The following is an 11,780-nucleotide window of genomic DNA, read 5'->3' as shown; positions in this document are numbered from 1 at the left end:
CCTCGACCCGCTCGGCCAGTCCGTCAGGCTCCGACACCAGGCCACGCGCAGCGAGGATGCGCTCGACGGTGGCCTTCAAAGCAGCGCACATCAGGCCGTACGGACGAAGCGGCCAAGAGATTCCTTCGACCATCACCGCATCGATCAGCGCCTGCCACTCGACCTCGCTCAGCGCTGCTGGTGTCGTGCTGGCCTGAATCCGATCTGCTGGTCGGCCCTCCGTCGCATCGTCTTCGGGAACACTCGAATCAGCAGTCGTCGGGTCTGTTGACGGGTCCGCATTCGGAGCATCGAGGCTCGGGTTCGAGTGCGCGGCAGGGTCGTCATTCGAGGGTCCTGGCTGGAAATGGGCACGGTCGTTCTCCTTCTGTTGGTACTTCTCGATGGTGCTTTGCAATCGCTCGACCTGTGCGAGCCACTGGTCGGCAATCTCCTTGGGTACGCACTCTCCGTGTTCCGCCTCGGGGTACTCGACCTCGCCGCTCATGCGTCACCATCCAGGGCGCGTGCTACCTCGGCAGCGACGTGATTCGTGAACCAGTCCGTGCGAAGAACGACCTCGGCTCGCATGCACTCCGTGGCTTGCTGCTGTCGAGTCAGCCCTTCCCAGCCGACCTTGTAGGAGGCGTCTGCCACCGCCTCGGCAAGGTCTCGGATGTTCCGGTCGGTGGCACCAGCCTCCGCATCGACCATCTCGGCTACTCCGGGCTGTCCGGGTAGCGGCGGGGACGGGTGGGTGGCGAGGGTGGCAGCGCGCAGGGCGTCGGCGAAGAACGTGTAGTTCTCTGCCTGATCCTCATATGAGAACCGACGATCGCCCGCCATTCGTGCGGCTCGCTCTTTGGCGGCGGCTGCCTGCACCTCCCAGCGCCGAACCAGCGCCGCTACGGCTTCCCGCAGCCCTACCTCGGGGGCGGTCACCGGCACATCACCGCGATCAGCACGGCGAGGATCAGGATGCTGAGCCCGTAGACGAGCGTGCTCCAGTCGGATTCCGGCGGGTGGCTCATGACTGGGCTCCGTTCGTGAGTGCGGCAACCTCGGCTTCGATGGCCTCGCGACGCTCGGGGTCAGCGGTTCGCCACTCGGCTCGCAGGGCTTCGGCGGGCGTGAGGTCGGGTAGCGGCTCGACGGCGAATGTCTCGCGCCTGCCCCGGGTCACCTGCACCTTGACCTCGACGCGACCGTCGATGTGGCTCATGTGCGAAATTCGGACGCCACCAACGACGTCTTTTCCGAACCGGATCGTCGGGTCGCGGTAGACCGTCAGGCGTCGACCGACGTACTGATCCGCTTCCACTCCCCATGCCGCTGCAATGAGGCGGCGCATGGTGACGGCGGGTCGGAAGGCGCGTTCGGTCTCGACCAGCAGGAAGTCGTAGGGCTGCTCAGCCTTGCCGCCGATGACTTCGCGGATCGTGAAGGTCTGCGGGCCGGCGACTAGGTCGTCTGCGTTGATTTGGTCGCTGCGCGGTGCGAGCGAGTTGGTGATGTCCATGTCAGATGCCTTCCTTGTAGGTGGCGCCCACTGTGATGTCGCGCTTCTCGCCCTTTGTGATGCGATCGGCAAGGCGGTTTCCGATACCGCCGACCGAGAAGTAGGCCGACCGGTTGCGTCCATGTAGCGAGCCGTCGAGGGGCGTCTCTGACCACTTGTCGCCGATGTGCAGGTGAATGCCGGGCTTCCGGTACGACTGGGGATTGATCTCCAGTGCGAGCTCCACGCGGTGATGCCCGTAGCCGTCACGGCCATCACGAACTCGGGCGTAGTTGGAATTGTTGTGACGCGCTGCATCGACCTGTCGGGCAACTTCTTCCTGAGCCCGTTTGCGGTCGACCTTGTCCATTCGGCCGCGATTCAGATACGGGTCGGAATGCCGGATGCCGCAGGTTCGACAGGTGACCAACACCCACGACCCGCTGTACTTGGTGTCGATGACCTCGGCCTTGGCGCGGTGCCCGCGGAGCCAGCACAGCGGATGGGTCGGAAGGTCGAAGTGCGCGAAGTAGCGCTTCGTGTCTCCGCGGTGGCTGGTAAATATGTGCATCAGGATGCCTCTCCCAAGTTGATCTGAATGTCTTCGAAGTCGGCGTTGTAGACGTAGGGCGGAAGGTCGACCACGTGCCGCCCGTCGCCATAGCTGGGCAGGTTGATGCACTTGCCGAGCGCGAGCCACCGGGCACACGCGTCGGCCATGAGCTCGCGACCCTTCTCGATCGCGTCCTTGTGGATCTCCATCACCGCTACCCGGTACTCACCACCCGGGGTCGGTTCCTTCTCGACGCAGATCAGGTCGAAGCGGTCGACGGTCAGCCCGTTGGCGCGTGCAATGTCGATGTAGTTGGCTGCCGAGATGTGGTAGCCGAGCGCATGGACCGTGCGGTCGAACATCTTGGGATCGGCGTCGCGGCACGCCTTGATGTCTCCCAGGGAGCCGGGGATGACGAGGTCGAACCGGGCCCGCACCCTCGCGCCGGACGGGTGCTCGGCATAGGCGGACAGTTCGTGCTCGGTGGCGGCTGCGAGCAGACGACCGGCCTCGGGGTGCGCAGCGATGGCGTCGGCGAGTGCCTGTGCGTGGGCCAGTTCCGCCGGGTCGATGACCGTCAGCCCGTCACGCTTGGCCGCGAAGACAGCCTCTCTCCATGCCTTCGTAGCCTTCGGATTGTCGGACTTCTCGCCCTTGACCGTCAGCCCGATCTCGTCCGCATTCAGCACCGCATAGGTGTCGAGGTTCTGGGGCTCAAGGATCACGGTGTGAACGAGTCGACCGAACGCGAGCGCCTCGCTGTCGGGTGCAGGCGGTCGCTTACCGAGGAGGATCTTCGCGCCGGACGCGGAGAGCGTGGTCGTGTCGTTGTGGTAGGTGTGCTCGTTGAGGTTGCGGACCAGGACGGCGCTCACGGGGTGTTCCTTCCGTACGGGCACCAGCAGCTGTCGTAGTCGCCGCGCTTAACGCCGCACTTCTGCTCGCCCTTCTGATCGCGGTTGTGTTCACACCACGTGCACTTGCCGTCCTCGTCGAACCGGGATGGCCGCGGACCGGGGACTGGTTCGGTGCCGGGGTAGTCGTCACTCGTCGGCAGCCCGAGCCCGAGCGACCGGAGCTTGGCCGGGTTCATGACTCGCTCCCGTCGAGCAGGTCGCGTTCTGACGTGTCGGTCACGGGTGGAGTAACGCCCTGGATCTCGAAAGTTGTGGGTACGGCCCAGGCAATTGGCATCAAGGGGTCGTGGTCGATGTCCTTCTCGATCAGGTATCTGCCGTAGGCGGCGTTCATTTCTTGAGACAGGCGGATGGCTACGTCCATCGACGGTTGTGCGATCAGGTCATCGGCTCCCATGACCCAGATGCAGGGCGTTCCGTACTCGCTGCTCATGGGGTCACCTCGTGCAGCGGCCCGCAGACGTTGACGAGGTCTCGCCAGGTCTGCGGCTTCGACTGCGTGGTGAGACAACCCCAGCGGTTGTCGGCCCGCGCCCAGACGTCGCCGTCGCGGTCAACGATCCGAGCGGCGAGATCACGGGGCTCCTCGGTGCATGCGGACGGCTTCGGATCGGCGAACTCGCGGAGGGCTGCCTGCATGGCGTCGAGGTGCGTCAGATCACCGTCTTCACGCATGTTGGCGTAGGGCACCCGATCGGCCCAACGACTCGCCGCCTCACGCAGCCGCTCAACCTGCTCGCGGTCCTCCGGGTCGATAACGACGAGCGGGTGAGCGGTTTTGTAGTCGCCGCCCACAGAAGTCACCTGGGCTTGGATCTGCTGCACCATCTCGTCGCGACAAAGAGTCTGCTCACTATTCCCCTTGTACTCATTGAGCATGTTGACGAGGTGTGGCAGGTACCAGTCGCCTTGCAGGATCACCGTCCACTCGTGGCCGCTCATCGTCGACCGCCACTCAGCTGAGCCAGCCGGTCACGCAGGTACGCGAGTCGGCGAGGCTTGGCGGTCGGACGCTCCATGAGTGCCTCATAAAGAGGCGTGGGCTCGGACTCGAACGGGTCCGGCTTGGGGTCAGTGGGGTAGCGGGCTGCGGAGGTGGTCATCAGAAGTCCGCCTGACAGTTTGGGCACGAGCGCGCCTTGCCGGTGATCTCGGGCTGGTCACACTCCTTGCATTTGCGTCGATCACAGAGGTTGCAAATGAACACCTCGATCGGGATTGCGCCTGGCGTGATCGTGACGAACTCGCTGCGCTTGGGATTCCCGCACAGGCCGCATCTGCGAACAGTCTTCGCGCTCATCAGGACCACCCGCTCGGCTTGCCCTGAACCGGCACCGAAGCCAGCCGCCGATGCGCGTCCACGTTGTGCTTGGCGATCGCGAGCGACTGAGCACAGTCACGCTCCATCGCCTCGGACCAGTGGCGCTCGGCGTACTCGTCCTCACCGGTCGTCAGCGAGTCGGCGAACTGGTGCGCGGTCGGGATCGTCTCGACGCCCAACGTCTCTGCGCACTTGCGGACTGCTCGACGATCGAACGAGCTGCGCTGGGCGAACCAGATGATGCCCGCACCGACCAGGCCGATGACCGCGCCGATGATCAGGTAGCCCGCGTTGGCGTCTGCTGTGGTCAGGGGGATCATGCCTTCTTCACCTCGACCCACTCGCCATCGACGGAATGATGTGACTCATCGACCTCGAAGTCCCCGAGGTCCAGCGACCATGCGCTGCCCCAGCCCGAGCACTGCGCGCAAACGCCACTCGGCAACTCATCGAAGGCCGCATCCTGGGCCTCCTCAAGCGAGTCGGCCTCGACCTCGATGGCAATGGACGCCTCGGTAGTGAGGTAGATGACGTACTTGCTCATCGAGTCACCACCGCCCCAGTCGGCGCGTGCTGCTCACAACGGAACTTGCCCTCGGCGTACGTGACCGCTGGCTCGTTGCAGTCCGGGGTCTCGCAGGACTGGCGGCTCATGACGCGACCACCATCGGAACCGGGCCGATCTTGTCGATGCGCTTGCCACCGATGACCGCACCGACCAACGTGCAACGGTTCGTTAGCGGGTTCCGCTCGATCGTGCCGCCGTACTTGAAGGCGAGCTCTTCGAGGTCGTCCATCGTCAGGCCAGCGACTGCGCGGACGGTCAGCGGTACGAGAGTGAGGGTGGTCATGCCGACACCTCGTCTGCGTCGATGAGCTGGTCCAGCAGAACAAGAGCGGCCCCACGCTGCGACTCGGCCAGGTTCGCCACTTCGGCGCCAATCGAGAGCGGGTTGTCCCGGTAGTACTGACGCGCCGCCTTGTAGGCAGCCGAGTACTGCAGGTCGGAGGACTTGCCCGCAACCGCATCCGCAACCGCATCCGCATCCGCATCCGCAACCGCATCCGCAACCGCATCCGCAACCGCAACCGCAACCGCAGCCGCAACCGCATCCGCATCCGCAACCGCATCCGCAGCCGCATCCGCATCCGCAACCGCATCCGCAACCGCAGCCGCAGCCGCAACCGCATCCGCAACCGCATCCGCATCCGCATCCGCAACCGCATCCGCAACCGCAACCGCATCCGCAACCGCATCCGCAACCGCAACCGCAGCCGCAGCCGCATCCGCAACCGCAACCGCATCCGCAACCGCCGACTTCGTCGCCAGCTGCTCGCGGATCTTCTGCTCGAGGATCGCGCGGTTCTCCCGACGCTTGGCCCAACCAGCGTCCCGCGCCTCCCACATCAGCTCACGCAGCTCGGAGTCCGGCAGGTCGACCGCACCCTCGACGCGTGCCGCCATCTCGTCCAGGCCGGCAAGGCGCAACCATGGCGGAAGGAGGTCGGTACAGAGTGCCCTCCGGGCGATGCGCTTGCGGGCCTCGTCCTTGCCGTCACCGCCGGTTCCGACCATGCGGGGCAGGAACGGCTTCAGGGACTGGCGCTGCTCGTCGCCCCACCGGTCGTTCAGGCGGATCGTGAACCGGCGCAGGTATGGCGATGCGCACTGCGGAGCGTCGGTGTGACCCTCGTCCGCAAGCCAGGCGACAACCTCCATCGCACAGGCACCCTGAGCGAACGAGGTGTGGTTGCCGCGCTTCAGTTCGAGATCTTCCAGTGCGGCGAGGCGGTCTTCGATGATGGTCATCGGTTACTCTCTTTCTGTCGGATGTTGCTGGTTCAGTGACTTCCTTGCCCTCGTGTTCACAGCACGAGGGCTTCTTCATGTCTGGAGTGGCGGGCCGGTCCTCAGCGGATCCGCTGGTGATGACCGACCCGCCGGCCCGCTCGTACTGGGAAGCAGAGCGGGGGACCGTGGGGGTTAGATCCGCAGCGGGAAGATGTCCGCTCTTCGGATCGCAATGAGGGCGTCACGGTCGGTTGCGATCGCGCGCCACTCCGCGTCGCGCTGCTGACAGGACAGGCAGACGAAGCGGGTCGTGAGGATCCCGCAGCACAGGCATGACGCGTGGTTCGCCATCTTCGGCTTCGCGGATGGGCGGGCCTCGTACTCCAGTGCCGCCTTCCTGCTGGCCGACTCGTACTCACCCCACGCCGCACGGTCTGCGTCGGTGAGGTGGAGGGCTGTGCCGAGCGGGTCGGAAGCCTTGAAGCCACTCACGCGCCCATCACCGCCCAGTCGTAGAGACTCGCGCCGATCGGGAAGGCGTCTGCGTACTCCGGGTGACGGGTCAGAGCGGTCGTCACCTCGGGCATGACGCGAACCATCTGCAGCGGGTTCCTGCCGTTGAAGCCGCTCATGCCGCCTCCACTGCCGGCGCGTGTCGCAGGTCGATGCAGTCAGCCCACTCCGGGTGACGCTCGATCAACAGTCGCGAGTAGAAGCTGACGTGACTGTTGTTGATCCGGTACGCCTGGCCCTCAGTGCGGAGACCGGATTCCCACCTGAGCCGCTCGACCAGCGCCTTGGCTCCGACCTTGCGATTGCCCGCCGCGAGCCACTGAGCAGCGAGGGATTCGAGAGCGTCCGCCACGTGCGGGTTCGCCTCATGGAAGATCGCGAACCGCTCAGCGAGGGAGAGGTCAGGGGAGTAAGTGGGCTCGACCAGTTCGGCGAGGTCGAAGGTGAGCTGGTCGGTGGTCATGCTGCGACCTCCGAGCGCTCGGCCAGTAGGGTCGCGATCGCGTCAGCCACTTGGGCGTAGTCAAACCACTCGCCAACGAGGCGATGGGGGCGGAAGCGAAGATGGAGGGCGCTCTCGGTGCGAGCTCCGCCGGGAATCGTTCCAAGCAGGGTGCCGGCGTGGATCTCGATTCCCTCAGGAGCCTTGGTCCCACTCAGCGTTCGAACCCGCTGCTCGGGGTTGATGCTGCGACCGATCTTCCGCTCGAACGCGATGTCGAGCTCGATCCGCTCAGATCGCTCCAGCCAGACGACGGCGCTGATGAACTCCCAGGCCCGGTCAAAGTGGAAGTCGCAAAACGGCACCCCTATGCTGCTCGACCTCGTGCATCGGTTCAGGTCGGACTTGCTCGCTAGACAGGTCCACACGTCGCCGCGATGGCACCGCCAGTCGTAACAGAAGACCTCGCGCGATTCCCCGTCAAGCCCGTGGGTCCGCCAAATGCGAACACCAGGGACGGTTGAGTGAGGCCAACACTCGCCGGGATGGGAGTGGGCGTTCGCCTGACTGTCGACGTAGTGCCAGAAGTCGTGATCGACGATGCGCTTCGCTCGGTCCCGAGTGACTGGATCGGCATCCATCCACGCCTCCGTGGACTGTCGCCAACTCATGCCGACCGCCTCTGAGAAGGTGTGCAGATGGACTCAATTCGTGAATGGCTGTCCAACCTGAGTGCTGAGGGCTGGGCAGCCTTGGCCGCTTGGATCGCCGCCGTTATCACCTTCGGGAGCGCCAGCTGGAGCTGGCTGAACCGGCACCGCGTGATCTGGGTGTGGTTCGACGGACACTTCTTCTCTCCGGAGAGCGTCACTGGTCGCGTGTGGATTGCGAACGCGGGCCGAGGTGCCGCCGCAGCCGTCCGCTTTACCGGCCTCGGGTGCCAGGTGCAGGTCAAGCACAGTGCGACAACAGAGGTCAACGTGTGGGCATCGCGTGGCGCGCCTGACCGAAGGATCGTCCCAGCCTTGCAAACGGGAGACTCCGTCTCCATCGACATCTGGTGCGACTTTGACGAGTGGGAGCATGCAGAGATCGCCATCAGCTGGACCCCGATCCCGAGACTCCTCGCACGGCGGCGAGTCGCGCGGATGCCTCTTCGCGCGATAGTTGCGCCCACCCTGCCCGCGTCCTTCGATCCCCGATCGAACGAATCAGCAGTGCCAGGAGGATCAACAGAGCCCAGGTACACAGACCAGCCGCGATACCCACGACGGCGATCTCCCATCCGGCGTGCCCAAGCCTGGAGGGCGCTGCGGAAGCGTCCGTGAGCATTGCGGAGAGCGCGGTCATGCGGCACCCGCGATCTGGTGTTCGCACTTCGCCCCATCGAGCCATGCGTCCAGGCACTCGCGACGAATCGACCAGCGTCCGCCAGGCTTCCGCTGTCCGCCATGCAGCTCGCCCGACTCGCACGCCTTCCGGATGGTCTGCTCATGACAGGCGGCGTACTCGGCTGCTTGGGAAGTTGCGAAGCGGAGTTGGGTGTTCAAGCGGATCGCCTCCCGCGAATCTTGGTGACGTCGGCGCTGCGGCGGATCTGCTCAGACAGAGTCAGCAACCTGATCGCCTCACCGAACTCGCCTTCATTGGCTGCGTTCAGCTCGTCATCAGTGAGGCGGGACGCCAAACGGGCGATTCCCTCTTCGATGCTCTGTGGCTTGGTCACACCGCTCCCAGATCAATGAGCCCTTGAATCCGCTAAGTTAGCGGAACATGACTGACCCTACACCTGCGGAAGTGAATGTCAAGAGATCTAGCGGAAACTGGCTAGAACGGATATGTTGAGCGCATGGACGCAAAGGAATGGCTCGCTCGTGTAACCGATCACGCGAGCATCAACGCAATCGCTGGTGCAGCGGCGGTTCCCCAAAAGACGCTCGATACTCAGGTACGTAGCGCCACTGGCCTAAAGCCGGACATGGTCGTCAAGATCGCTCGCGCTTACAAAGGCGCCGAGCCCATCGCCGCGCTGGTCGAGCTCGGCCTGATCACCGCCGAAGAGGCGCGTAGCAATGCGGGCGTCGAACAGGTGTCCGTAGCTGAAGCCCTAGCCAAAGCGTCGAACAGTGAACTACTGACGGAGATCGGTCGCCGCCTTGACGAGGAGTTGCTCCATGAGGACGGCGACACTAGTCGGCTCTCGTCGAACAAGGTCAACAGTCGGCAGCGTCGGCGAGTAGAAGCCGCGTTAGTCGATCCCTCTGGCAAGCGTTGAGGCTGGAGTCAATGAGCAGCAGTCTGTCCTCCGGGAGCCACACATGACCCTCAGCCAGATCGTCCACCTCCCGGACTCGTACTCCGAGAAGCATCAGGACCGCAAACTCCTCCATCAAGCGATGATGCCGGGTTTCCCGCGAGCCGTGTCCAAATCGGGACGATGGTCCCCAGAGGTCGAGCCCTATGTCCCCACTCTCGAATGGGGGTCATCTAGTGGCATGGGCTGAGAAACTTCCGTCCGGACGCTATCGCGGCGTCTATCGCGACGCCGGTGACAAGCGCCGCTCGGCTGGCACGTTCGCGCACAAGTCGGCTGCGCTGCGAGCTGCGAACACTAAGGAATCAGAAGTTCGCAAGAGCATGGTCGCGGACCCTAATGCCTACAAGCAGACCTGGAAAACCTGGGCTGACAAATGGTGGCCGACCCGCTCAGTCGAGCCGTCGACACTGAAGGCAGATCGGATCCGGCGCAAGACTCATCTGGCCGACCGGTGGGACGACGTGCCGCTAGGGTCGATCACCCGCCAGGACGTCAAGGCTTGGGCGTCCGACATGGCTGCCGGAGGCGCGGGGCCGGCGACCGTTCAGCGCGCAGTCCACCTCCTCAGTGCCTCGCTGAACGCGGCAGTCGACGCCGAGATCCTTACGGCGAACCCCGCTGCAAGGATTCAGCTCCCGAAGGGCGCCAAGGCCCAGGAGAGGTTCCTGACTCGAGAGGAGTACACCGCTCTTCGGGACGAGCTACCGACCACCGACGACCAACTCGTAGCGGACTTGCTCGTCTACACCGGAATGCGGTGGGGCGAGATGAGCGGCCTGCACTGGCATCGCGTCGACCTCAAGCGCGGGATCGTCCGCGTCGTAGAGACCTGGGACGAGCCAGGCGGAATGATGAAGGCGTACCCGAAGGGCAAGAAGGTTCGAGACATCCCACTCACGCCAGGACTGGTCAAGGCACTCAAGGAGCGCCGCAAATCGCTGCCTGCCAAGCTGACGTGCTCGGTTGATCACGTCGCCGGTCGCTGCCGGTCGGGCTTGGTCATCACGACCGAGAAGCGAGCATCGGTCCTGCGGAACTCGAACTGGTCGCCGATCTGGCGCGACGCCGTCGAGCGTTCCAAGATCGGTCACGCGCGGATCTACGACCTGCGACACACCTACGCATCTTGGCTCCTGCAAGCGGGCGTCCCGCTCGCCGAAGTCGGTAGGCTGATGGGGCACGTGTCGACGCAGACGACGGCTGGTTACGCCCACCTGGCGGAACTGCCGTCAGCGGCGGTACTTGCCGCTCTCGCTGCCCCACGTTTGCCCCACGCGGGTCCGAACAACAAGGCTGTTTGAGCGCAAAGGGCGGTAGCTCAGTCGGTTAGAGCAGAGGACTCATAATCCTTGGGTCGTGGGTTCGAGCCCCACCCGCCCTACGAAGGTGGGTCTGACCTGCAAATATGCAGTTGGAGACCATATGAAGATTGATCATCCACCGTTTACTCATCAAATTGGATGGGACGTTAGAGGATTTGGGCCGCTCGATTTGATCCCTGTCTTCTGCCTAGATAGGTCGCAGTGACGTTCACGTTGGCATGACCAAGTTGATTTGCGATCTCCGCAAGCGGAGCACCCGCTTCATCCATCCAGGTAGCAACGGTCCTTCGGAACGTGTGCGACGTAGCCCAATCCATACCGGCCTCATCGAGACGAGTTCGGATGTGACGGATCATGTTGCGCCGGTCCCGGGGCTTGGTCTTGTCGTTGAGCCGAGGAGAGGCGAACACGAGCCCGCTCTTCCATCTCTTCTTGGCACGCTTTGCAAGACGCTTCGCCAACCACTCGGGCAACGGGATCACTCGGTCGGCCTTGTCGGTCTTGGTTCCACGGACATGAACCGTGGGGGCAGACTTTCCGTCGGCATCCTTCGCTTTAAGGTCAATGTCGTCCCACCACGTACAGGCCAAGGCTTCTGAAAGTCGGACCCCGGTTCCAGCGAGGAACGCGATCAGGTCTGCAACGTCCAGAGCGTCGTCGTCAGAGAATCGGTCGGCCACCTTCACGACTAGGGCTCGTTCGTCTCGGCTGAATGCCCGGTCGGTGTCGTGCTTGGTTCGGGATGCCCGGACGGAACTGAGGCTGTCGGCCCGTGCCTTTGGTTGCCGGAGGTCTCGACATGCGGAGTAGGGGAGTGCTCCGTGCCTGACTGCGAGATTCAACAGGTTCGACAGGACTCGACGCGTTGCTTTGGCTGCGACGTTGCCGTTGTTGTCGGAGATACCTTGGAGGAATTGCTCCAAGGTCGCGATGTTGTTCGCTTCGCGGAGCGTTAGCCCTGAGATTGCACCGTTGGCGATGTAGCGGTTGAACTCGTCGGAGTACTGCTTGCGGGTCCGGTCGCTGATTGCCGAGTACTGATTCTGCTCGATCCAGAACTGTCCGGCCTTGCTCACCGTCATGTCGGGATTCATCTGGCCGGTAGGCCGTGCAACGTGCTGGCGTC

The 11,780-nt window shown here is 64.0% G+C and carries 21 protein-coding genes and 1 tRNA gene; 3 read left to right on the top strand and 19 right to left on the bottom strand.

Annotated elements, in window-relative coordinates; all coding sequences use genetic code 11:
* The 18 genes from EFK50_RS07720 to EFK50_RS07650 all read right to left on the bottom strand — a co-directional run.
* Positions 1–487 (bottom strand): hypothetical protein (locus EFK50_RS07720; RefSeq protein ID WP_148046095.1); only part of this gene is annotated, 487 nt, incomplete at its 3' end.
* Entirely contained in the window at positions 484–921 is a 438-nt protein-coding gene (locus EFK50_RS07715) for a hypothetical protein (protein ID WP_148046094.1), read from the bottom strand. The genes EFK50_RS07715 and EFK50_RS07720, both read right to left, overlap by 4 nt.
* Positions 922–1,006: 85 nt before the next feature.
* Positions 1,007–1,498: a hypothetical protein gene (locus tag EFK50_RS07710; protein ID WP_123226977.1), complete on the bottom strand. Its 492-nt coding sequence runs from the start codon at positions 1,496–1,498 to the stop codon at positions 1,007–1,009.
* 1 nt (position 1,499) lies between these two features.
* Entirely contained in the window at positions 1,500–2,048 is a 549-nt protein-coding gene (locus tag EFK50_RS07705) for a hypothetical protein (protein WP_123226976.1), read from the bottom strand.
* On the bottom strand, positions 2,048–2,905 hold the full coding sequence (locus EFK50_RS07700; RefSeq protein ID WP_183407718.1) for a PD-(D/E)XK nuclease-like domain-containing protein: 858 nt from the start codon (positions 2,903–2,905) through the stop codon (positions 2,048–2,050). Before EFK50_RS07700 ends, EFK50_RS07705 begins: the two co-directional genes overlap by 1 nt.
* Positions 2,902–3,123, bottom strand: a complete 222-nt coding sequence (locus EFK50_RS21840; protein WP_148046093.1) for a hypothetical protein — start codon at positions 3,121–3,123, stop codon at positions 2,902–2,904. Before EFK50_RS21840 ends, EFK50_RS07700 begins: the two co-directional genes overlap by 4 nt.
* Positions 3,120–3,380: a hypothetical protein gene (locus EFK50_RS07695; protein ID WP_123226974.1), complete on the bottom strand. Its 261-nt coding sequence runs from the start codon at positions 3,378–3,380 to the stop codon at positions 3,120–3,122. Before EFK50_RS07695 ends, EFK50_RS21840 begins: the two co-directional genes overlap by 4 nt.
* Positions 3,377–3,889 (bottom strand): hypothetical protein, encoded by a 513-nt coding sequence (locus EFK50_RS07690; RefSeq protein ID WP_123226973.1) that lies wholly within the window; start codon positions 3,887–3,889, stop codon positions 3,377–3,379. The genes EFK50_RS07695 and EFK50_RS07690 overlap by 4 nt, the downstream gene beginning before the upstream one ends.
* A gap of 357 nt (positions 3,890–4,246) precedes the next feature.
* Positions 4,247–4,588 (bottom strand): hypothetical protein, encoded by a 342-nt coding sequence (locus EFK50_RS07685; RefSeq protein WP_123226972.1) that lies wholly within the window; start codon positions 4,586–4,588, stop codon positions 4,247–4,249.
* Complete coding sequence (locus EFK50_RS07680; RefSeq protein WP_123226971.1) at positions 4,585–4,812, bottom strand: hypothetical protein; 228 nt, start codon at positions 4,810–4,812, stop codon at positions 4,585–4,587. Before EFK50_RS07680 ends, EFK50_RS07685 begins: the two co-directional genes overlap by 4 nt.
* A gap of 106 nt (positions 4,813–4,918) precedes the next feature.
* Positions 4,919–5,119: a hypothetical protein gene (locus EFK50_RS21835; RefSeq protein WP_148046092.1), complete on the bottom strand. Its 201-nt coding sequence runs from the start codon at positions 5,117–5,119 to the stop codon at positions 4,919–4,921.
* Complete coding sequence (locus EFK50_RS21830; RefSeq protein WP_148046091.1) at positions 5,116–6,078, bottom strand: hypothetical protein; 963 nt, start codon at positions 6,076–6,078, stop codon at positions 5,116–5,118. Before EFK50_RS21830 ends, EFK50_RS21835 begins: the two co-directional genes overlap by 4 nt.
* A 174-nt stretch (positions 6,079–6,252) precedes the next feature.
* Complete coding sequence (locus tag EFK50_RS07670; protein WP_123226969.1) at positions 6,253–6,552, bottom strand: hypothetical protein; 300 nt, start codon at positions 6,550–6,552, stop codon at positions 6,253–6,255.
* Positions 6,549–6,692: a hypothetical protein gene (locus EFK50_RS22115; RefSeq protein WP_183407717.1), complete on the bottom strand. Its 144-nt coding sequence runs from the start codon at positions 6,690–6,692 to the stop codon at positions 6,549–6,551. The genes EFK50_RS07670 and EFK50_RS22115 overlap by 4 nt, the downstream gene beginning before the upstream one ends.
* A complete protein-coding gene (locus tag EFK50_RS07665; RefSeq protein ID WP_123226968.1) occupies positions 6,689–7,036 on the bottom strand; it encodes a hypothetical protein in 348 nt (115 codons plus the stop codon). The genes EFK50_RS22115 and EFK50_RS07665 overlap by 4 nt, the downstream gene beginning before the upstream one ends.
* Positions 7,033–7,380, bottom strand: coding sequence for a GIY-YIG nuclease family protein (locus tag EFK50_RS22110; protein ID WP_183407716.1), 348 nt, complete (start codon positions 7,378–7,380; stop codon positions 7,033–7,035). Before EFK50_RS22110 ends, EFK50_RS07665 begins: the two co-directional genes overlap by 4 nt.
* A 981-nt stretch (positions 7,381–8,361) precedes the next feature.
* Positions 8,362–8,565 carry a helix-turn-helix domain-containing protein gene (locus EFK50_RS22945; RefSeq protein ID WP_183407715.1) on the bottom strand — a complete coding sequence of 68 codons (204 nt, stop codon included), beginning with the start codon at positions 8,563–8,565 and terminating at the stop codon, positions 8,362–8,364.
* Positions 8,562–8,741 (bottom strand): hypothetical protein, encoded by a 180-nt coding sequence (locus EFK50_RS07650; RefSeq protein WP_123226965.1) that lies wholly within the window; start codon positions 8,739–8,741, stop codon positions 8,562–8,564. The genes EFK50_RS22945 and EFK50_RS07650 overlap by 4 nt, the downstream gene beginning before the upstream one ends.
* 123 nt (positions 8,742–8,864) lie before the next feature.
* Here EFK50_RS07650 and EFK50_RS21825 point away from each other — a divergent pair, with 123 nt between their 5' ends.
* From EFK50_RS21825 to EFK50_RS07640, 3 genes are all read left to right on the top strand, one after another.
* The gene (locus EFK50_RS21825) at positions 8,865–9,290 is read left to right on the top strand and encodes a hypothetical protein (RefSeq protein ID WP_148046090.1); all 426 of its coding nucleotides are present in this window, start codon (positions 8,865–8,867) and stop codon (positions 9,288–9,290) included.
* A gap of 215 nt (positions 9,291–9,505) precedes the next feature.
* Positions 9,506–10,633, top strand: coding sequence for a tyrosine-type recombinase/integrase (locus tag EFK50_RS07645; protein ID WP_183407714.1), 1,128 nt, complete (start codon positions 9,506–9,508; stop codon positions 10,631–10,633).
* A gap of 6 nt (positions 10,634–10,639) precedes the next feature.
* Positions 10,640–10,713: transfer RNA gene (locus EFK50_RS07640), tRNA-Ile, on the top strand.
* Positions 10,714–10,800: 87 nt separating this feature from the next.
* On the opposite strand, the gene EFK50_RS07635 is transcribed toward EFK50_RS07640, so the two are convergent.
* Complete coding sequence (locus EFK50_RS07635; protein ID WP_183407713.1) at positions 10,801–11,736, bottom strand: tyrosine-type recombinase/integrase; 936 nt, start codon at positions 11,734–11,736, stop codon at positions 10,801–10,803.
* Positions 11,737–11,780: the final 44 nt, after the last annotated feature.

The organism is Nocardioides marmoriginsengisoli (assembly GCF_003725695.1).
GTDB classification, from domain to species: domain Bacteria; phylum Actinomycetota; class Actinomycetes; order Propionibacteriales; family Nocardioidaceae; genus Marmoricola; species Marmoricola marmoriginsengisoli.
Note: the sequence above shows the minus strand (reverse complement) of the source record. Positions and strands in the feature narration are given on the sequence as shown.

What these genes read in the sequence shown, in the direction of transcription:
- EFK50_RS07710 (WP_123226977.1), bottom strand. Translation starts at nt 1,498, where the DNA reads ATGGACATCACCAACTCGCTCGCACCGCGCAGCGACCAAATCAACGCA.
- EFK50_RS07705 (WP_123226976.1), bottom strand. Translation starts at nt 2,048, where the DNA reads ATGCACATATTTACCAGCCACCGCGGAGACACGAAGCGCTACTTCGCG.
- EFK50_RS21840 (WP_148046093.1), bottom strand. Translation starts at nt 3,123, where the DNA reads ATGAACCCGGCCAAGCTCCGGTCGCTCGGGCTCGGGCTGCCGACGAGT.
- EFK50_RS07695 (WP_123226974.1), bottom strand. Translation starts at nt 3,380, where the DNA reads ATGAGCAGCGAGTACGGAACGCCCTGCATCTGGGTCATGGGAGCCGAT.
- EFK50_RS07690 (WP_123226973.1), bottom strand. Translation starts at nt 3,889, where the DNA reads ATGAGCGGCCACGAGTGGACGGTGATCCTGCAAGGCGACTGGTACCTG.
- EFK50_RS07685 (WP_123226972.1), bottom strand. Translation starts at nt 4,588, where the DNA reads ATGATCCCCCTGACCACAGCAGACGCCAACGCGGGCTACCTGATCATC.
- EFK50_RS07680 (WP_123226971.1), bottom strand. Translation starts at nt 4,812, where the DNA reads ATGAGCAAGTACGTCATCTACCTCACTACCGAGGCGTCCATTGCCATC.
- EFK50_RS21835 (WP_148046092.1), bottom strand. Translation starts at nt 5,119, where the DNA reads ATGACCACCCTCACTCTCGTACCGCTGACCGTCCGCGCAGTCGCTGGC.
- EFK50_RS21830 (WP_148046091.1), bottom strand. Translation starts at nt 6,078, where the DNA reads ATGACCATCATCGAAGACCGCCTCGCCGCACTGGAAGATCTCGAACTG.
- EFK50_RS22115 (WP_183407717.1), bottom strand. Translation starts at nt 6,692, where the DNA reads ATGAGCGGCTTCAACGGCAGGAACCCGCTGCAGATGGTTCGCGTCATG.
- EFK50_RS07665 (WP_123226968.1), bottom strand. Translation starts at nt 7,036, where the DNA reads ATGACCACCGACCAGCTCACCTTCGACCTCGCCGAACTGGTCGAGCCC.
- EFK50_RS21825 (WP_148046090.1), top strand. Translation starts at nt 8,865, where the DNA reads ATGGACGCAAAGGAATGGCTCGCTCGTGTAACCGATCACGCGAGCATC.
- EFK50_RS07635 (WP_183407713.1), bottom strand. Translation starts at nt 11,736, where the DNA reads ATGACGGTGAGCAAGGCCGGACAGTTCTGGATCGAGCAGAATCAGTAC.